At 73.3% G+C, this 18,543-nt stretch carries 15 protein-coding genes; 7 read left to right on the top strand and 8 right to left on the bottom strand.

Annotation, left to right across the window (positions count from 1 at the left end; translation table 11 throughout):
• Positions 1-386 precede the first annotated feature (386 nt).
• Both OG823_RS10870 and OG823_RS10865 read left to right on the top strand, forming a co-directional pair.
• On the top strand, positions 387-773 hold the full coding sequence (locus tag OG823_RS10870; RefSeq protein WP_371479266.1) for a DUF485 domain-containing protein: 387 nt from the start codon (positions 387-389) through the stop codon (positions 771-773).
• Positions 770-2,398 (top strand): cation acetate symporter, encoded by a 1,629-nt coding sequence (locus OG823_RS10865; RefSeq protein WP_371479264.1) that lies wholly within the window; start codon positions 770-772, stop codon positions 2,396-2,398. The genes OG823_RS10870 and OG823_RS10865 overlap by 4 nt, the downstream gene beginning before the upstream one ends.
• Positions 2,399-2,506: 108 nt before the next feature.
• Here the strand turns inward: OG823_RS10865 and OG823_RS10860 are convergent, their stop codons facing one another.
• On the bottom strand, positions 2,507-3,199 hold the full coding sequence (locus tag OG823_RS10860) for a response regulator (RefSeq protein WP_371479263.1): 693 nt from the start codon (positions 3,197-3,199) through the stop codon (positions 2,507-2,509).
• On the bottom strand, positions 3,196-4,803 hold the full coding sequence (locus OG823_RS10855) for an ATP-binding protein (protein WP_371479262.1): 1,608 nt from the start codon (positions 4,801-4,803) through the stop codon (positions 3,196-3,198). Before OG823_RS10855 ends, OG823_RS10860 begins: the two co-directional genes overlap by 4 nt.
• Positions 4,804-5,097: 294 nt before the next feature.
• Between OG823_RS10855 and OG823_RS10850 the strand changes: the two genes are divergently transcribed.
• The 3 genes from OG823_RS10850 to OG823_RS10840 all read left to right on the top strand — a co-directional run bounded on the left by OG823_RS10850 (position 5,098) and on the right by OG823_RS10840 (position 8,036).
• Positions 5,098-5,973, top strand: a complete 876-nt coding sequence (locus tag OG823_RS10850) for an ABC transporter ATP-binding protein (protein WP_371479261.1) — start codon at positions 5,098-5,100, stop codon at positions 5,971-5,973.
• Positions 5,963-6,832, top strand: a complete 870-nt coding sequence (locus tag OG823_RS10845) for an ABC transporter permease (RefSeq protein WP_371479260.1) — start codon at positions 5,963-5,965, stop codon at positions 6,830-6,832. Before OG823_RS10850 ends, OG823_RS10845 begins: the two co-directional genes overlap by 11 nt.
• Before the next feature lie 142 nt (positions 6,833-6,974).
• Positions 6,975-8,036 (top strand): ABC transporter substrate-binding protein, encoded by a 1,062-nt coding sequence (locus tag OG823_RS10840; RefSeq protein ID WP_371479259.1) that lies wholly within the window; start codon positions 6,975-6,977, stop codon positions 8,034-8,036.
• A gap of 145 nt (positions 8,037-8,181) precedes the next feature.
• Here the strand turns inward: OG823_RS10840 and OG823_RS10835 are convergent, their stop codons facing one another.
• The 6 genes from OG823_RS10835 to OG823_RS10810 all read right to left on the bottom strand — a co-directional run bounded on the left by OG823_RS10835 (position 8,182) and on the right by OG823_RS10810 (position 15,308).
• Entirely contained in the window at positions 8,182-9,084 is a 903-nt protein-coding gene (locus OG823_RS10835) for a sucrase ferredoxin (protein ID WP_371479258.1), read from the bottom strand.
• Positions 9,085-9,107: 23 nt separating this feature from the next.
• Complete coding sequence (locus OG823_RS10830; RefSeq protein ID WP_371479257.1) at positions 9,108-9,827, bottom strand: hypothetical protein; 720 nt, start codon at positions 9,825-9,827, stop codon at positions 9,108-9,110.
• A gap of 157 nt (positions 9,828-9,984) precedes the next feature.
• Positions 9,985-10,926, bottom strand: coding sequence for a hypothetical protein (locus OG823_RS10825; protein WP_371479256.1), 942 nt, complete (start codon positions 10,924-10,926; stop codon positions 9,985-9,987).
• Positions 10,927-10,941: 15 nt separating this feature from the next.
• The gene (locus OG823_RS10820) at positions 10,942-12,213 is read right to left on the bottom strand and encodes a hypothetical protein (protein WP_371479255.1); all 1,272 of its coding nucleotides are present in this window, start codon (positions 12,211-12,213) and stop codon (positions 10,942-10,944) included.
• Between the two features lie 73 nt (positions 12,214-12,286).
• Positions 12,287-12,580: a WXG100 family type VII secretion target gene (locus tag OG823_RS10815; protein WP_371479254.1), complete on the bottom strand. Its 294-nt coding sequence runs from the start codon at positions 12,578-12,580 to the stop codon at positions 12,287-12,289.
• A 277-nt stretch (positions 12,581-12,857) separates the two neighbouring features.
• Positions 12,858-15,308 (bottom strand): DNA topoisomerase (ATP-hydrolyzing) subunit A, encoded by a 2,451-nt coding sequence (locus OG823_RS10810; protein WP_371479253.1) that lies wholly within the window; start codon positions 15,306-15,308, stop codon positions 12,858-12,860.
• A 312-nt stretch (positions 15,309-15,620) separates the two neighbouring features.
• Between OG823_RS10810 and OG823_RS10805 the strand changes: the two genes are divergently transcribed.
• Together OG823_RS10805 and OG823_RS10800 are read left to right on the top strand one after the other, a co-directional pair.
• The gene (locus OG823_RS10805) at positions 15,621-16,988 is read left to right on the top strand and encodes a M16 family metallopeptidase (RefSeq protein ID WP_371479252.1); all 1,368 of its coding nucleotides are present in this window, start codon (positions 15,621-15,623) and stop codon (positions 16,986-16,988) included.
• Positions 16,985-18,376, top strand: a complete 1,392-nt coding sequence (locus tag OG823_RS10800; RefSeq protein ID WP_371479251.1) for a M16 family metallopeptidase — start codon at positions 16,985-16,987, stop codon at positions 18,374-18,376. The genes OG823_RS10805 and OG823_RS10800 overlap by 4 nt, the downstream gene beginning before the upstream one ends.
• The last annotated feature ends 167 nt before the right edge of the window (positions 18,377-18,543 follow it).

The following is an 18,543-nucleotide window of genomic DNA, read 5'->3' as shown; positions in this document are numbered from 1 at the left end:
GTCCCCGGCCGGTCGCCCCGCCCCGGTCGCCTCCGGAGCGGGCCGGATGTCACCCGGTGGCGCGCCGCTCTGGGCCGTCCGAGGTGATTCCTCACCTCATCGAGTGAACGTATGTGCAAACGGGCGCAGAGGGGTGTGGCGGCGCGACCATCATGGTGCGGTCAGAGCGCGCCGGCCCAGGAGCAGCAGTGCCACAACAGCACGCGAACAGTCCCGATCAGGGCGAGCGGTTCGACTGGTGGGCCGGGCGGTCGGCCAGGTCAGCCCGCTCCGTGCCGAAGGCCCGTCGGATCCCGGCGCCGGCGCGGACGGCCTCGTCCGTACCCGCGGCTCCCGTACCCGTCCCGGCCGTAGCCGCGGCTCACGTACCCGTCCCCGGGGCTCCCGTGCCCGCCGCCTCCGTGCCCGCCCCGGCGGCGGCCGCTCCCGCCGCTCGGCCGGTCTCCCCCGATGCCGCCGAGGCCGCCGAGATCTACCGGGCGGTGCAGAGCAGTGCGGCGTTCCAGGAGATCCGGCGCAGCTACCGGGCGTTCGTCTTCCCCGTGACCGGCGTGTTCCTCGGCTGGTACCTGTTCTACGTGGCCGCGCAGGCCGCGGCACCGGGGCTGATGCGCCGCCAGGTGGCCGGGCCGCTCAACGTGGCCTGGGTGCTCGGGCTGCTCCAGTTCGCCTCGACCTTCCTGCTGACCTGGCTCTACGCCCGCAACGCCCGCACCAAGCGCGACCGAGCCGCCCTCGAACTGCGCTGGAACACCCAGGACCGCCTGCGATGACCGCCACCCCGCCCACGCTCGCGCCCACCGGTCAGCACCACGGCCTCGCGATCGCCCTGTTCGCCGTCGTCGTCCTGGTCACCCTGGCCATCACGCTCTGGGTCGGCCGCCGGGGCCAGGCCGCCGAGGACTTCTTCGCCGGCGGACGGGATTTCAGCCCGTTGCAGAACGGCTTCGCCCTCTCCGGCGACTACCTCTCGGCCGCGTCCTTCCTCGGCGTCGCGGGCCTGATCGCGCTGTACGGCTACGACGGCGTGCTCTACAGCATCGGCTTCCTGGTGGCCTGGCTGGTCGTGCTGATGCTGGTCGCCGAGCTGGTCCGCAACGCGGGCCGCTACACCCTGGCCGACGTGCTCGCCCTGCGCATGCGCGACCGCCCGGTCCGGGCCGCGGCCGGGAGCGCCAGCATCGTCGTGACCCTGCTGTACCTGATCGCGCAGATGGTCGGCGCGGGCAGCCTGGTGGCCCTGCTGCTGGGCACCGACAGCGGTCAGGCGAAGACCTGGACGATCGTCGGTGTCGGCGCCCTGATGATCGTCTACGTGACGGTCGGCGGTATGCGGGCCACCACCTGGATCCAGATCGTCAAGGCCTTCCTGCTGATCGCCGGCTCCGTGCTGCTCACCGTCCTGGTGCTGGTCCGCTTCCACGGGGACGTGGCCGACCTGATGCGGACCGCCGCCCAGGGCAGCGGCGCCGGGCAGCGCTACCTGGAGCCCGGTCTCAAGTACGGCACGGGGGTCACCAGCCGGCTCGACTTCTTCAGCCTGGGGCTCGCGCTGGTGCTCGGTACGGCCGGGTTGCCGCACATCCTGTCCCGCTTCTACACCGTGCCCACCGCCCGCGCCGCCCGGCGCTCCACGATGTGGGCGATCGGCCTGGTCGGCGCGTTCTACCTGATGGCCATCGTGCTCGGCCTCGGCGCCACCGCGCTGATCGGTTCACCCGCCGTCCGGGCGGCCAACCCGGCGGGCAACACGGCCGTCCCGCTGCTGGCCCTCGACCTCGGCGGCGGCACCGGCAGCACCTGGGGGATCATCCTCTTCGCGCTGATCTCCGCGATCGCCTTCGCCACCATCCTGGCCGTGGTCGCCGGCCTCACCCTCGCCTCCTCGGCGGCCTTCGCCCACGACCTGTACGCGCGGGCCTGGCGGCGGGCGGACGAGCCGCCGGTGACGGAGCACCGCGAGGTGCTGGTGGCCCGGATCGCGGCGGTGGCCATCGGTGCGCTGGCCATCGTCCTGAGCCTGTTCGCCCAGCAGTTGAACGTGGCGTTCCTGGTCGGTCTCGCCTTCGCCGTCGCCGCCTCGGCCAATCTGCCGGTGCTGCTGTTCAGCCTGTTCTGGCAGCGCTTCACCACCCGGGGCGCGGTCTGGTCGGTGTACGGCGGGCTGGTGCCGGCGGTCCTGCTGGTGATCTTCTCGCCGGTGGTCTCCGGCAGTCGGACGGCGGTCTTCCCCGGCGTCGACTTCCACTGGTTCCCGCTGGAGAACCCCGGGTTGGTCTCCATCCCGCTGGGCTTCCTGGCCGGCTGGCTCGGCACGCTGGTCTCCCGGGAGAAGCCGGACGCCGACCGGTACGCGGAGCTCGAGGTCCGTGCCCTGACCGGTACCGGCGCCGCCTGACCGGTCCGCCGCGCCCCGGTGGCCGACGGCCCTTCACGTCTCTCCGAGGGGAGGAGAGGTGAAGGGCCGTCGGCCATTCGGTCCGTCGTAGGTCGTCGCCTCCGGTGCTCAGCGCCGCTCGGCCGGCAGGACGTACCGGTGCTCGGGCCGGCCGGTGTCGCCGTAACGCAGGCTGAGCCGCAGCCGCCGGTCGCGTTCCAACTGCTTGAGGTAGCGCTGCGCGGTGGAGCGGCTCAGGCCGGTGGCGTCCGCGACCTCCTGGGCGGAGAGCGGCCGGCCCGATCGGCGCAGCACACCGAGCACCAGGTCGGTGGTCGGCGCGGAGTGCCCCTTGGGCAGGCTCGCCACCGGCGGGGCGGCGCCGCGCAGGGTGGCGAACATCCGGTCCACCTCGTCCTGGCAGGCCTCCCGGGCGGCCGGGCCGGCCAGCGCGTGCCGCAGATCGGCGTACGAGACGAGCTTGTCCCGCAGCCCGGCGAAGGTGAACGGCTTGACCAGGTACTGCAGGGCGCCGTGCTGCATGGCGGCGTGCACCGTGGAGACGTCCCGGGCGGCGGTGACCATCATGACGTCGCAGCCGATCCGCCGTTCGCGCATCCGGCGGACCAGTTCGAGCCCGGTCTCGTCCGGGAGGTGGTGGTCGAGCAGGACGAGGTCCACCGGGCGGCGCTCCAGCGCGGCCAGCGCCTCGCCGGCGCTGTGCGCGGTGCCGACCACCCGGAAGCCGGGCACCTTGGCGGCGTAGGCGGCGTGCACGTCGGCGACCCGGAAGTCGTCGTCCACCACCAGGATGTCGATCACGGTGCCGCCTCCAGGGCTGCCACGGGGTGCAGGGCTTCGGGTAGTTCGACGGTGAACCGGGCGCCGCCGAGCGGGCCCCGGTCGACGGCGATCCGGCCGCCGGTGCGCTCGACGAGGCGCCGGACCATCGCCAGGCCCAGACCTCGGGGGCGGTGCGCGGGGGCGTCCTTGCTGCTCCAGCCCTCCTCGAAGATCCGGTCGGCGAGCCGGGACGGGACACCGGGGCCGTTGTCCTCGACCCCCAGCAGCAGGGTGGAGCCGGCCGAGAGCAGGGTCACCTCGACCACCCCGGCCCGGCGGGCGTCGGAGCTCAGCGAGTCGACGGCGTTGTCGATCAGGTTGCCGAGCACGGTGACCAGCGCACGGGCGTCCAGGGCCGCGTCGGGCAGGTGACTGGCCGCCGTGATCGTCAGCCGTACGCCGCGCTCGGCGGCGACCGCGGCCTTGCCCGCGAGCAGCGCGGCCACGTGCGGGTCCTGGACCTGCTCGGAGATCCTGGCGACGACCGCCGCGTGCGAGCCGGACTGCTCCGAGATGAACGCCACCGCCTGATCGTGCCGCCCGAGCTCCAGCAGCCCGAGCACGGTGTGCATCCGGTTGGCGTGCTCGTGGTCCTGGGCCCGCAGTGCCTCGGTGAGGCTGCGGGTGGTGTCCAGCTCGCGGACCAGCGACTCCAGCTCGGTGCGGTCGCGCAGGGTCACCACGGCGCCGTCCTCGTCGGTGGCCATCCGGTTCACCACCAGCACCCGGTCGCCCCGTACGGCGGGCAGGTCGGCGCCCTCGATCCGCCCGGTGAGCACGTCGGCGAGCCGGCCGGGCGGCAGGACGGCGTCGATCGGCCGGCCGGTGCAGCCCTCGGGCAGTGCCAGCAGCCGGCGGGCCTCGTCGTTGGCCAGCCTGATCCGCCCGTGCCGGTCCAGCGCGACCATGCCCTCGCGGATGCCGTGCAGCATCGCCTCGCGCTCCACCAGCAGGGCCGAGATGTCGGCGAGCGCGATGTTGTGCGTGCGCCGCTTCAGGTGCCTGGCCAGCACCAGGGTGGCGGCCAGGCCCGCTGCCAGCCCGGCGCCCGCGCAGAGCAGGATGCCCGCGACCATGGCGAACATCCGGTGCCGGATCGAGTCGTCGCTGATCCCCACCGAGACCTCGCCCACGATGCGGCCGTCCGCGAGCCGCAGCGGCACCTTGCCCCGCGCCGTGCGGCCGAGGGTGCCCTGCTGGAGGGCGGTCACGCTGTGCCCGTTCAGCGCGGGCTCCGGGTCCGTGCTGACCCGCTGGCCGATCCGGCCCGGGTCGGTGTGCGAGAGCCGGATGCCGTCCAGATCGGTGATCACCACGAAGCTCGCGCCGGTGGCCAGCCTGATCTGCTCGGCGTTGGACTGCGCGGCGGCGGCGTCGCGGTCCTGGGCGGCCCGGGCGATGCTCTCGTCGGCGGCCGTGGACTGCGCGATGGACAGGGCGCGCTGCATCGCGTCGCGGTCCAGCTCGGAGCTGACCGGGGCGAGGAAGAGCCCGGCGGTCACGGCGGTGACGCCCACGGTCACCACGGTCTGGCTCAGCAGCAGCTGGGCGAAGACCCGGCGGGGCCAGTGCGGACGCCTCATCCGGGTCCTCCTCTCTCGAAGCTGCGGTGCCGGCGGGCAGCCGGGTGCGGCGGGGCACCGGACAGGGCGCGTCGCCGCAGGCCGGAGCGGGTGCGCGGGGGAGGACACCTTACGTTTCCGTGGCGTTTCTGTCAGCCGGCCCCCCGCTGTTGTAGCGCAGGCAAAACGAGCAGAAAAGCCCTCAACGCACGGAATCCGCAGTACGCCGAGAAGGCTCCCGCTGTGGCCGACGCCACTTCTAACCTCCGGAGCACCGCACAGAACCCGGCGATGGCGCCGGATCCCGGAGGTCTCATGAGCGAGCAAGGAAAACCTGTCGTCGGAGGGGGCACGAGCGCTCCGACGCGGCCCGGCGGCTCCGCCGTCGCCGTCCCCGCGATCGAGCTGACCAATGCGACCAAGAGGTTCAGGACACCGTCCGGCTCGCTGCACACGGCCGTCCGGGATCTCGACCTGACCGTCGCGCAGGGTGAGTTCGTCGCTGTGGTCGGCCCCACCGGCTGCGGCAAGTCGACGACGTTGACGCTGGTCAGCGGCCTGGAGGAGCCCACCGAGGGTGAGGTGCGGGTGCAGGGGGAGACGGTCGACGGGATCAACGAGCACGTCGGCTTCGTCTTCCAGCAGGACGCCGTCTTCCCCTGGCGGACGGTGCTGTCCAACGTGATGGCCGGTCCCCGGTTCCGGGGGGTGCCCGCCGCCGAGGCCCGGGAGCGCGCCCGCGACTGGCTGGCCCGGGTCGGTCTGGCCGCCTTCGAGGACCGGTACCCGCACCAGCTCTCCGGCGGTATGCGCAAGCGCGTCGCACTCGCCCAGACCTTCGTCAACGACCCGAAGATCCTGCTGATGGACGAGCCGTTCTCGGCCCTGGACGTGCAGACCCGCGCCCTGATGTCCGACCAGCTGCTCGACCTGTGGGCCGGGACCGGCTCGTCGGTCGTCTTCGTCACCCACGACCTGGACGAGGCCATCGCGCTCGCCGACCGGGTCGTCGTCATGACGGCCGGTCCCGCCACGGTCAAGGAGATCTTCACCGTCGACCTGCCGCGCCCCCGCACGGTCGAGGCCGTCCGGCTGGAACCCCGGTTCGTCGAGATCTACCGCGAGATCTGGGCGTCGCTCGGCGAAGAGGTCCGCATCACCCGCGAGAGAGGAGCGGGCAATGCCGCTTGAGACCACGATCCAGCCTCCCGCCGTCGCCGCACCGGCGGCCACCCGCACCGAGGCGCGCGAGCGCGCCGCCCGCAACCGGCGGTTCACCGTCCAGGGCGCGCGGGTGCTGGTCCTGGCGGCCTTCCTCGGGCTGTGGGAGTTCTGCGCCCGCAACGGCGTCATCGACCCGTTCAACTTCTCCCAGCCGTCGAAGATCTGGAGCCAGATCTGGCTCTGGATCACCCACGGCACCGCGCAGGGCTCGCTCGGCGAACAGATCGCCTACACCCTCTACGAGGCGATGACCGGCTGGGTCGTCGGTGTCGTCGGCGGGGTGCTGCTCGGCATCGCGCTCGGCCGGATCCGCTTTCTGGCGGACGTGCTCGGCCCGTACATCAAGGTGCTGAACGCGATCCCCCGCATCGTGCTGGCACCGATCTTCCTGATCTGGTTCGGCCTCGGCCCGGCCTCCAAGATCGCCTCGGCGGTCGTCCTGGTCTTCTTCCCGGTCTTCTTCAACGCCTTCCAGGGCGCCCGGGAGGTGGACCGCAACCTGGTCGCCAACGCCCGCATCCTGGGCGCGAACAACCGCAGGGTGACCCTCCAGGTGGTCATCCCCGCCGCCACCACCTGGATCTTCACCAGCCTGCACGTCAGCTTCGGCTTCGCACTGATCGGCGCCATCGTCGGCGAGTACATCGGTGCCACCAAGGGGCTCGGCCTGATGGTCGCGGCCGCCCAGGGCACCTTCAACGCCGCCGGCGTCTACGCGGCGATGACCATCCTCGCGGTGGTCGCGCTGTTCACCGAGGGACTGCTCACGTTCGCCGAGAAGCGGCTCTTCCGCTGGAAGCCCGCGGACGCCGGCGACGGCCGCTGACCGGCTCGGTCCGCCTTCCGTACGGGTGAGCCGCCCGCCCTCGCCCTCGCCCGCGCCCTCGCCCCCGCTCGCGCCCCCACCAGGCCCCCACGCCCCCCACCCCCGGCAGTACCTCCCCCACCTCGCAGAGAGGCTCCACCCCATGCGCAGAGCCGCCGCAGTCGCCCTCGCCGCCGTCCTCCTCGTCCCCCTCTCGGCCTGTGCCAACGACGCGGCGGGAGGCGCGCACACCGGCGCCGCGCCCGCCGGCCGGTCCGTCGACGGGCCCAAGGTCAAGATCATGGTCGGCGGCCTGGACAAGGTCATCTACCTGCCCGCCATGCTCACCCAGCGGCTCGGCTACTTCGCCGACGCCGGCGTCAACGTCGAGCTGATGAGTGAGCCCGCCGGCGTCAACGCCACCACGGCGCTGCTCGCCGGCGACGTCCAGGGCGCGGTCGGCTTCTACGACCACACCATCGACCTTCAGGCCAAGGGCAAGATCGTCGAGTCGGTGGTGCAGTTCTCGCAGGCCCCCGGCGAGGTGGAGGTGGTCTCCACCGAGAAGGCCGACGCGATCAGGTCCGGCGCGGACTTCAAGGGCCGCAAGCTCGGCGTCACCAGCCTGGGCTCCTCCACCGACTTCCTCACCAAGTACCTCGCCGTCAAGAACGGCGTGGCGGTGAGCGACTTCAGCCCGGTCGCGGTGGGCGCCGGCCAGACCTTCATCGCCGGTCTCCAGCAGGGCAGCATCGACGCCGGCATGACCACCGACCCGACGGTCGCCAACATCCTCGACAAGGGCCTCGGCAAGGTGCTCTACGACATGCGCACGCCCGAGGGCTCCAAGGCGGCGCTCGGCGGCCTCTACCCCTCGTCCTCGCTCTACATGAACACCGACTGGGTCGAGAAGAACAAGGACACCACCCAGAAGCTGGCCGACGCCTTCGTCCGGACGCTGAAGTGGATGTCCAGCCACTCGCCCGAGGAGATCGCCGCCCGGATGCCGGCCGACTACGGCCAGGGCGGCGCCGCGCAGTACGCCGCCGCGATCAAGGCGACCCTGCCGATGTTCACCACCGACGGCGTGATGCCCGCCGACGGCCCGAGGACGGTGCTCGCCGTCCTCGCCGCCTTCCACCCGGACGTCCAGGGCAAGGCGGCGTCCATCGACCTCGCCAGGACCTACACCACCGAGTTCGTCAGCCGGGCCGCGACCGGCTGACCTGCCCTCCGTACCGCGAAACCGCCACCCGGCCGAGCCGCCGGCCGGTGGTCCGCTGTACGGTGTGACGGCCCCGCACCGCCTTGGACAGCGGGTGCGGGGCCGTCACCTCGCCGTGGCCGGTGCCGCCGTGCGCCGGCCGCGGTCAGAGCTCCCGGACGCTCGTCACGTCCATCCGGGAGGGCGTCGCCGCCGCCTTGCCGCAGCTCTCCGGACGCGGCGGCTCGCTCGCGCCCTGCACGACCTCCACCTGCCAGTCCCGGCCGTCCTCGTGGCGCACCGCGACCGTCCAGCGCCCCTCGCCGGCCGGCTGCTGGGTGAGCGTCAGGACGTCCACCCGGGTCTCGCCGGTCAGCTCCCGGACGGCCTGCTCCGCCGCCTGACCCGGCCGGTCCCAGCCCGAGCAGCCGCGCGACCACTGCGGCACCATGTGCCCGGAGGCGGTGGCGGACAGCACCTCCTTGGCACTCTCCGGCGTCAGCCGCCCGTACGCGTAGCCGTACGGCAGCACCAGCATGGTGGGGGAGAAGCGGTGCCCGCCCAGATGGGTGACCTCCCAGACCTCGCTGTGACCGGCCGCCGCCAGCTCCGCCGCGAGCGGGCGGCCCAGCAGCGCGCAGCAGCGGTCCCGGCGCCCGTTGGTGCACACCAGGGCCACCGGCCCGCCGAGGTGCGCGGTACCGAAATCCTGGTGCCGGCCCGCTCCGAGGGCGCCGAAGTCCAGCGCCAGCAGTTCGGCCGGGTCGCCGACCGAGGCACGCCGGACCCAGGAACGGCCCGGGACGGTGTGCGCGACGATCACCTCGTGCCGGGCCCCCGGCAGCCGGTCCGCGTGCCGCCCGGGCCGCCGGATCAGCGCGATCCGCACGCCGGTGCCGGCGCAGGCCGCGTCCAGGGCCCGGCCGAGGGACGGATCGAGGTGGCTCTCGGTCAGCGCCTTCGCACCCCAGGGCCCGGTCTGCTCGATCAGGATCCAGGTGAGGGCCGTCGCCGCGGTGGCGGCCAGGGGCTCGGACAGTTCAAGCGACGCCGTCGCGCAGGTGCTCACCCGGCGGAGCCTACCCCCGCCGATCAGCCGAAGGCGGCGGCGATCCGCGCCCGGGTCTCGCCGTCCGGCAGGTACGCCCTCTGCTCGGGCAGCAGCGCCGGTCCGGTCTCCACCGCGGCGAACTCCAGGTGGATGCTGCGCACGATGTCGGCGAAGACGGCCGAGTAGAGATCCCAGTCCTCGGCGCACGGGGTGCTGAGCTCCATGGTCAGCATCCGCTGCTCGTCGGGCAGCGGCAGGTACACCTGGATCACCGAGGTGGAGACGGTGGCGTCCGCTGCCGCCGCCTGCCGTCCGGTGACCGGGGTGACGGCGCCGCCGATCATGACCGCCGCCCGGCCGGCCGGGAGTTCGATCTCGGTCACCTCGGCCTCCGGGTGGCCCTGGGCGAGGTCGCGCAGGGTGACCTCGACGGCCTCCTCGTAGCGGATGCCGTCGAGCGGATTCATCGTCATCAGCACGTTGGCGGTGCTCGGCCGGCCGTCGACGTCGAGCAGGCAGAGTCCGGCGTACATCACCCCGGCCTCGGCCATCGGCGGGATCATGGCGATCAGCATCGCGGCCCACTCGATCCTGATCTCGTCGCTCTCGGGGGCCAGCACCTCGCAGACCATCTCCCACAGGCCCTCGGCGATCTGCTCCTCGGTGCCGAGCACCGGTATCTCGTGGAAGGCGGGGGGTACGACGAACCGCACCTGCAACGGCAGCTCGTCGGCGCCGTCGCCGGCCGTGGCAACGGTCACCGGCTCGGTCGCGGCAGGTCCTCCGGGCAGGGACACAGGGGCTCCAGGGGCGGTAGGAGTGGGCGGTGGTGCGGGCAGGGGCCGGCGGCGCTGGTGGTGCGGGCGGGGGCCGGCGGCGCTGGTGGTCAGTGCGGGGCGGGCGGGGCGGGCGCCGGGCTCAGCGCCAGGTCCTCGCCGTACCGGCGGTGTCCAGCCAGGAGGGCGGTGCGGGCACGGCCACGCCGCGGGCGCGGGCCGCGGCCAGCAGCGCGAGGTAGCCGCGGGCGCCGTCGCGCACGCCACCGCGCCAGCCGCGCACCGCCCTGAGCAGCTGCCCGAGCGGCACCACGGTCAGCAGGCCGAGCACCGCCGCCGCGGCGAGCACGCCGTTGCGCCCGGGGGAACCCGCGGTGAGCGTCAGGCCGATCCCGACCGCGCCGCCGGTGGCCGTCAGACCGAGGGTGAGCAGCCCGGCCCAGAGCCGGATCCGGCCGACCGACCGCTGTTGCGCGGCCAGCAGCGCCCGCACCGCCGGCTCGTCCAGGTAGTCGATCCGGTGCTCGGCGCCGAGGCGGGCGGCGGTCCACCGGAGTTCCTGGTCCTGCGCGAACACCTGAGCGGGCAGCAGCGGCGACCGGCCCCGGGCGTCCCCGCCGCTCTCCGCCCGGCCGGGCCCGGGGTGCCACCCGGCGGGCACCGGGACGGCCGTGCCCCCCTGCCGGGCCCGCGCCAGCAGGGCGTCGTAGGCGGCGAAGCGCTCGGCCGCGAGGCGTTTGCGGGCGCCCAGGCGGTTGCCCAGGAACCAGACCAGGACGCCGAGCGGCACGGCCGCGCAGGCGAGGCCGAACGCGGCCGCCGCCCTCGGTTCCACCGGTGAGCCGAGCGAGCCGGCCAGGATCGCCGCCGCCACCGCTCCGCCGATGACCAGCACACCGCCGAGCTCGTCGTGCCAGCCGCCGGAGCTCCTCAGCCGCAGGTGGTCGGCGACCACCCGGGTGGCGACGGCGTCGTCCAGCAGGTCGAGGCCGAGCCGGGCGGCGTCCCGGCGGGCTTGCTCGCGGACGTCCGGGAGGGCCGCCAACCGGGATCCGTGGACGGGAAGTACGGGGGTCCGCTGCATCGGTCGGTCCTCTGCTCAGGCGGCCACGGCGCGCAGGAAGGGGGCGGGCGCGGGGCGCGGGGCGGGGCCCGGCGCGACGGTGCGGAGCTCCTGCTCCTCGCCGCCCAGCAGCTTGTGGCCGAGGCCCAGCCCCTTCACCGAGCCGGTGATGATCCTCGGGTCGATCACGTGGCCGGTGAGCTTCTCCAGCGTCCGGCCGATGCCCTTGGTGGAGATCGGGTTGGCGGTCATCTCGAACAACCCCTTGCCCGCGCCGGCCACCCGCTCCCCGACGCTCGCCCCCCGGGCCAGTTTCACGGAGTCGGCCAGCGCGGTGATCGGGGCCCGCGCCCTGCCCGCCAGCCCGACCCCCTTGGCCGCCGTGGCGACCCTGCCGGCCGTCGCGAAGCCCTTGACGGCGCCTACACCCGGGACGACACCGAGCGTGTCCAGGCCGATGTCCAGCCAGGAGACGTCCTTGCCACGGGCCTTGCCCACACCGTGGCCGATCAGCGCACCCGCACTGCACAGCACCGCCCCGGCGCCCAGGACGGCGCCCGCCACCTGTCCCACGACCGGGATCCAGGAGACCGCCAGGGCCGCCACGGCAAGCCCGGCCGAGATCTTGGACAGCGTGTCGGCGTGCTCGACCAGCCAGTCCGAGACGCCCTTCCAGGCCGCCCGCAGACCGCCGAGCAGCTTGTCGAAGAAGCCCGGGTCCGGCGGATGGTTCTCGGCCGCGGTGCGCACCGCGCGGGCCGCCGCGTCGGCGTTGGCGCGGTGCTCGTCGAGCTCCCTGCGGGCCGTGGCCACGACCTCGTCCAGCGACCCGTGGTCGCGCTTGCAGACGGCCAGCCGCCGTTGGTACTCCTCGTACTCGGCGTCGTACTGCTCCTGGTTGGGGTTCGCCGCGAACCGGTAGCCGTCCAGTGAGGCGCCCAGCTCCTCCAGCTCCGCGTCCTCCCGCTTCACCCGGCTGCGGAGCTCGGCCGCCCGGGCCTCCAGCGACCGGCCGGTGTCCAGGTGTCCGGCCAGCTGGGTGTGCCAGGTCTTCAGCGCCAACGAGCAGGCGGCCATGGACCGGTGACCGGTGTCCAGGTACTTCGGCAGTTCGCCCAGCTTCGCCGCGAAGGCCTCCGCCGCGTCGCCCTCCCAGGCACCCCCGCTCCTGCCGATGTCCGCCAGGGCGTGCTGCAGCTCGTCCAGCTCGCGCGCCACCGCGTCCACGTTCGCGTACACCTGCTCGATCGAGCCCAGATCGCCCGGTGCCGGGCAGAACCCCAGGCCGGGCCAGTTGTGGTCGCTCATCCGCTCCGCATCCCCGTCGTCCCCGTCGTCCCCGTCGACTCTTCACCCGGGCCGCCCGGGCCACCCGCGCCGCTCAGGCCGCGCCGAAACCCCTGGCGGTACCGCTCTCGGTCTCCGTATAGGCCTTGAGCGTCCCGTCGAGGCCCCGGTGGAGGTCCTCGGCGAGTTCGGCCATCCGGCCGATGCCGCCGTGCCACTCGTCCTCGAAGTGCTCGACGGCGCCGTCCAGGGCCGCCGTCCCCGTCTGCTTCGAGTCGCCCAGGTGCTCCAGCCGCCGGGTGACGGAGCGCATGCGCTCACCGCACTCGCCGAGCTGCCGGGACACCGCCTGCATCCGCGTCAGGTCGATCCTGAAGCTGTCGGCCACGACCACACCCCCGATGAATCCATCCGATACCGGCTCTTGACTCGAACGTTGTATCAGCTTTTACCAATCATGACTAAAAATCGGTGAATTGACGCCCTCCCGGAGGACGGCCGCGCAGCCCCGGCCCCCGCGGGCATCCAGCCCCGACCCCCGCGGGCGCTCCGCCGCCGGGGCGCGTCGCGCGAAGGGGCACCGCAACGCAAGGAGGAGGGGGCGCCCTGGGGCACCCCCTCCTCCTGTCGACCGACCCACCGGCCGACCGGCCGACCGGCCGCCGTTATGCCGGGCCGGCCACCGCCGCGATCGGCGTCGTCACCGGCGTACCGGAGCCGTCCCGGCGCGGATCGCGCTCCGGCAGCTCGACCGGCGAGCCCTTGTCCGTCGTCGCCCTGGCCGGCGCGGCGCCCGCCCAGGCGAACGCCAACGCGTCCTCGCCACGCAGGAACCGCTGGCAGCGCACCCCGCCGGTGGCGCGGCCCTTGCGCGGGTACTGCTCGAACGGCGTGACCTTCCAGCTGGTCTGCGCCTCACCCGCCAGCGTCCCCGAGGCGCCGGCGACCGACACCACCACCGCGTCCACCGCGGGATCCACCGCGGTGAACGACAGCACCCGGGCGCCGTCCACCAGCTTCACCCCCGCCATGCCGCCGGCCGGACGCCCCTGCGGGCGGACCTGGCCCGCCGGGTAGCGCAGCAGCTGGGCGTCCGAGGTGATGAAGACCAGGTCCTCCTCACCGGTGCGCAGTTCCACCGCGCCGACCAGCTCGTCGCCCTCCTTCAGGGCGATCACCTCGAACTCGTCCTTGTTCGACGGCCACTCCGGAACCACCCGCTTGACCACGCCCTGCAGCGTGCCCAGTGCCAGCCCCGGCGAGGACTCGTCCAGCGTGGTCAGCGCGATCGCCCGCTCGCCGGTCTCCAGGCGCAGGAACTCCGAGACCTGCGCGCCGCCGGCCAGCGTCGGCGAGGGCGTCGGGGGCAGACCCGGCAGATCGATCACCGGCAGGCGCAGCACCCGGCCGGCGGACGTCACCACGCCGACGTCGGCGCGTGCCGTCGCGGGCACCGCGGACACGATCACGTCGTGTCTGCCCCGCGACTGCGCGACCTCCAGCGGCTCGCCGTCCGCCGTCCGGGCCAGCAGGCCCGTCGACGACAGCAGCACCCGGCAGGGATCGTCCGCCACCTCCAGCGGCACCGCCAGCGAGGCGGCCGGCACCGCGCCCGCCTCCAGCAGCACCGTCCGCCGCTCCGTGCCGAACTGCTTCGACACCGCGGCCAGCTCGGAGGAGACCACACCGCGCAGCCGGGTGTCCGACTCCAGGATCTCCGTCAGCTCGGCGATCTCCGAGTTGAGCTTCTCCTGCTCGCTCTCCAGCTCCACCCGGTCGAAGCGGGTCAGGCGCCGCAGCGGAGTGTCCAGGATGTAGGAGGTCTGCGTCTCGGACAGCGAGAAGCGCTCGATCAGCCGCTCCTTGGCCTGCGTCGCGTTCTCGCTGGAGCGGATGATCGCGATGACCTCGTCGATGTCGACGAGCGCCACCAGCAGACCCTCGACCAGGTGCAGCCGCTCCTGGCGCTTGCGCCGCCGGAAGTCGCTGCGCCGGCGGACCACCTCGAAGCGGTGGTCGACGTAGACCTCCAGCAGCTCCTTCAGACCCAGCGTCAGCGGCTGACCGTCCACCAGGGCCACGTTGTTGATGCCGAAGGTCTCCTCCATCGGCGTCAGCTTGTAGAGCTGCTCCAGCAGCGCCTCCGGCACGAAGCCGTTCTTCACCTCGATCACCAGCCGCAGCCCGTGCGCGCGGTCGGTGAGGTCCTTGACGTCCGCGATGCCCTGCAGCTTCTTCGCGTTGACCAGGTCCTTGATCTTGCCGATCACCTTCTCCGGGCCCACCGTGTACGGCAGCTCCGTCACCACGATGCCCTTGCGGCGCGGCGTGACGTTCTCCACCGAGGTGGTCGCCCGGATCCGGAAGGTGCCGCGGCCGCTCTCGTACGCGTCCCGGATGCCGGAGAGCCCGACGATCCGCCCGCCGGTGGGCAGGTCCGGGCCCGGCACGAAGCGCATCAGGGTGTCGAGATCCGCCGACGGGTGCTTGATCAGGTGCCGGGCCGCCGCCACCACCTCGGCCAGGTTGTGCGGCGGCATGTTCGTCGCCATGCCGACCGCGATCCCGGAGGTGCCGTTCACCAGCAGGTTCGGGAAGGCCGCGGGGAGCACCAAGGGCTCCTGCTCGCTGCCGTCGTAGTTGGGCCCGAAGTCGACGGTTTCCTCGTGGATCGACTCCACCAGCGCCATCGACGCCGAGGTCAGCCGCGACTCCGTGTACCGCATAGCCGCCGGCGGGTCGTCGTTGCCGAGCGAGCCGAAGTTGCCGTGGCCGTCGATCAGCGGCAGCCGCATCGAGAACGGCTGCGCCATCCGCACGACGGAGTCGTAGATGGACGCGTCGCCGTGCGGGTGCAGCCGGCCCATCACCTCGCCGACCACGCGGGCGCACTTCACGTGCGCCCGGTCCGGGCGCAGGCCCATCTCGTTGGCCTGGTAGAGGATGCGCCGGTGCACCGGCTTCAGACCGTCCCGCGCGTCGGGAAGCGCACGCGAGTAGATCACCGAGTAGGCGTACTCCAGGAAGGAGCCCTCCATCTCGTCCACGACATCGACATCGAGGATCCGCTCCTCGAAGTCTCCGGGCGGCGGGGTGGGCGAACTGCGGCGGGCCATCGCGGCGGGGCTCCCTTACGTCTGTCGGCTTCGTCTTGTCGTCGACACCTGTCGGCATGGTCGTTCAGCGCCCCCATTGTGGACCCTGTGACGGACAGACCCCGCCAAGGGCTCTCCCCGGGCCCGAACGGCCTCCCGTCCGTCCACCCGCGCCTCGCGTGCGCGCGCCGCTTCCGCCCGTGGCGAACGCCCTCCCCGCGCGGACACAACCACGGGCCCCACGCGTTGCACCACAATGGGGACGCCCACGCACCCCCGGTGGGGGAAGCCCACCGAACCCCCCGACCTCGACGACGGGAAGGACCCGAGCGCATGGCCAACCCGGCCCCCGCAGCCGCCTCCACCGGAGGCACTGGCGCTGCCATCGCCATCACCGAACACCGCCTGGCCAACGGCCTGCGGGTCGTGATCTCCGAGGACCACCTCACCCCGGTGGCCGCCGTGTGCCTCTGGTACGACGTCGGCTCCCGCCACGAGGTCAAGGGCCGCACGGGTCTCGCCCACCTCTTCGAGCACCTCATGTTCCAGGGCTCCGCCAACGTCTCCAACAACGGGCACTTCGAGCTCGTCCAGGGCGCCGGCGGTTCGCTCAACGGCACCACCAGCTTCGAGCGCACCAACTACTTCGAGACCATGCCCGCCCACCAGTTGGAGCTCGCGCTCTGGCTGGAGGCGGACCGGATGGGTTCGCTGCTCAGCGCCCTGGACGAGACCTCGATGGAGAACCAGCGCGACGTCGTCAAGAACGAGCGCCGCCAGCGCTACGACAACGTCCCGTACGGCACCGCGTTCGAGAAGCTCACCGCGCTCTCCTTCCCCGACGGGCACCCGTACCACCACACGCCCATCGGCTCCATGGCCGACCTGGACGCCGCCACGCTGGAGGACGCCCGCGCGTTCTTCCGCACGTACTACGCGCCCAACAACGCCGTGCTGTCCGTGGTCGGCGACATCGACCCGGAGCAGACCGTCGCCTGGGTCGAGAAGTACTTCGCCACCATCCCCGCCCACGACGGCAAGCAGCCCCCGCGCGACGGCACCCTGCCCGAGGTCATCGGCGCCGAGCCCCGCGAACTGATCGACGAGGACGTCCCCTCCCGCGCCCTGATGGCCGCCTACCGGCTGCCGCACGACGGCACCCGTGAGGCCGACGCCGCCGACCTGGCGCTCACCATCCTCGGCAGCGGCGAGTCCAGCCGCCTCTACAACCGGCTGGTGCGCCGCGACCGCACCGCCGTGGTGGCGGGCTTCGGCCTGCTGCGCCTGGCCGGCGCCCCCTCGCTCGGCTGGCTCGACGTCAAGACCTCCGGCGAGGCGACCATCGAGCAGATCGAGACCGCCGTCGACGAGGAGCTCGCCCGCTTCGCGGCCGAGGGCCCCACGGCCGAGGAACTGGAGCGCGCCCAGGCCCAGATCGAGCGCGAGTGGCTGGACCGGCTCACCACCGTCGCCGGTCGCGCCGACGAACTCTGCCGCTACGCCGTCCTGTTCGGCGACCCGAAGCTGGTGAACGAGGCGCTGCCCAAGGTCCTCGACATCACCGCCGAGGAGATCAAGGCCGTCGCCGCGGCCCGGCTGCGCCCCGACAACCGCGCCGTGCTCGTCTACGAGCCCACCACCGGGGACGACAACGACGACGCAGCCGGCACCGACGAGACCCAGGAGGAGACGGCCGCATGAGCACCGACCCCACCCCCGTCATGACCTTCCACCCCCAGCCCCGGCCGGGGACGCCCACGCCCTGGGCGTTCCCCCGGCCGGAGCGCACCACCCTCGCCAACGGCATCACCGTGCTGTACTGCGACCGTCCCGGCCAGCAGCTGGTCGCCGTGGACGTGCTGCTCGACGTCCCGCTCGCGGCCGAGCCCGAGGGCCTCGACGGCGTCGCCGGCATCCTCGCCCGCGCGCTCAACGAGGGCACCGACACCCTGACGGCCGAGCAGTTCGCGGCCGAGCTGGAGCGCGCCGGCGCCACCCTCGACGCGCACGCCGACCACCCGTGCATCCGGGTCTCGCTCGAAGTCCCCGCCTCCCGGCTGCAGCGCGGCCTCGGGCTGCTCGCCGACGCCCTGCGCGCCCCGGCCCTGCCCGAGGACGAGATCGAGCGGCTCGTCGCCAACCGGCTCGACGAGATCGTCCACGAGCAGGCCAACCCGGCCCGCCGTGCGGCCAAGGCCCTCTACGCGGGCCTCTTCGACGCCGCCGACCGCCTCTCCCGCCCGCGCGGCGGCACGGCCGAGACGGTCCGGTCCATCGACCGGCCGGCGGTCAAGGCGTTCTACGACGCCCACATCCGCCCCGGCACCACCACCGTCGTGGTCGTCGGCGACCTCACCGGCACCGACCTCCCGGCCCTGCTGGAGAGCACCCTCGGGGTCTGGAGCGGCACCGCCGGCCGGCCGAGCACGCACGCCCCGGTCACCGCCGACGACACCGGCCGGGTCGTCATCGTCGACCGTCCCGGCTCCGTCCAGACGCAGCTGCTGATCGGCCGGATCGGCCCGGACCGCCACGACGACAGCTGGGCCGCCCAGATCCTCGGCACCTACTGCCTCGGCGGCACCCTCACCTCGCGGCTCGACCGCGTCCTGCGCGAGGAGAAGGGCTACACCTACGGCGTCCGCGCCTTCGCCCAGCCGCTGCGCTCCGCGGCCGACGGCACCGGCCGGGCGATGCTCGCGATCAGCGGCTCGGTCGACACCGCCTCCACCGCGCCGGCCCTCGCCGACACCTGGACGATCCTGCGCACGCTCGCCGCCGAGGGGCTCACCGACGCCGAGCGCGACGAGGCCGTCCAGTTCCTGGTCGGCGTCGCCCCGCTCAAGTTCGAGACCGCGGGCTCGGTCGCCGGCACCCTGGCCGACCAGGTCGAGCAGGCGCTGCCCGACGACTACCAGGCGGAGTTCTACCGCCGGCTCGCCGAACTCGGCACCGCCGCCGCCACCGAGGCCGTGGTCGCGGCGTTCCCGCCGGACCGCCTGTTCACCGTGCTCGTCGGCGACGCCGCCGAGATCGCCGAGCCGGTCGGCAAGCTCGGCATCGGCGAGGTCACCGTCATCACCTCCTGACGGCGTACCGGATCCGGACGGGGCCCGGCGGGGCATCAACTCCGCCGGGCCCCTTCGTGCTTTATTGCGTTGCGACCCTCTCCCCGTCCGTGGGTAGATGGCTCCCGCACGGCGAGACGACGAGACGACGCGACGACGAGAGGAGGCGGTCACCATGCGGGTCGAGC

Source organism: Kitasatospora sp. NBC_00315 (assembly GCF_041435095.1).
GTDB lineage: Bacteria > Actinomycetota > Actinomycetes > Streptomycetales > Streptomycetaceae > Kitasatospora.
The sequence above is the reverse complement of the archived record's forward strand: the minus strand, read 5'-3'. Positions and strand labels throughout refer to the sequence as shown.

What these genes read in the sequence shown, in the direction of transcription:
- OG823_RS10865 (WP_371479264.1), top strand. Translation starts at nt 770, where the DNA reads ATGACCGCCACCCCGCCCACGCTCGCGCCCACCGGTCAGCACCACGGC.
- OG823_RS10855 (WP_371479262.1), bottom strand. Translation starts at nt 4,803, where the DNA reads ATGAGGCGTCCGCACTGGCCCCGCCGGGTCTTCGCCCAGCTGCTGCTG.
- OG823_RS10850 (WP_371479261.1), top strand. Translation starts at nt 5,098, where the DNA reads ATGAGCGAGCAAGGAAAACCTGTCGTCGGAGGGGGCACGAGCGCTCCG.
- OG823_RS10845 (WP_371479260.1), top strand. Translation starts at nt 5,963, where the DNA reads ATGCCGCTTGAGACCACGATCCAGCCTCCCGCCGTCGCCGCACCGGCG.
- OG823_RS10840 (WP_371479259.1), top strand. Translation starts at nt 6,975, where the DNA reads ATGCGCAGAGCCGCCGCAGTCGCCCTCGCCGCCGTCCTCCTCGTCCCC.
- OG823_RS10825 (WP_371479256.1), bottom strand. Translation starts at nt 10,926, where the DNA reads ATGCAGCGGACCCCCGTACTTCCCGTCCACGGATCCCGGTTGGCGGCC.
- OG823_RS10820 (WP_371479255.1), bottom strand. Translation starts at nt 12,213, where the DNA reads ATGAGCGACCACAACTGGCCCGGCCTGGGGTTCTGCCCGGCACCGGGC.
- OG823_RS10810 (WP_371479253.1), bottom strand. Translation starts at nt 15,308, where the DNA reads ATGGCCCGCCGCAGTTCGCCCACCCCGCCGCCCGGAGACTTCGAGGAG.
- OG823_RS10805 (WP_371479252.1), top strand. Translation starts at nt 15,621, where the DNA reads ATGGCCAACCCGGCCCCCGCAGCCGCCTCCACCGGAGGCACTGGCGCT.
- OG823_RS10800 (WP_371479251.1), top strand. Translation starts at nt 16,985, where the DNA reads ATGAGCACCGACCCCACCCCCGTCATGACCTTCCACCCCCAGCCCCGG.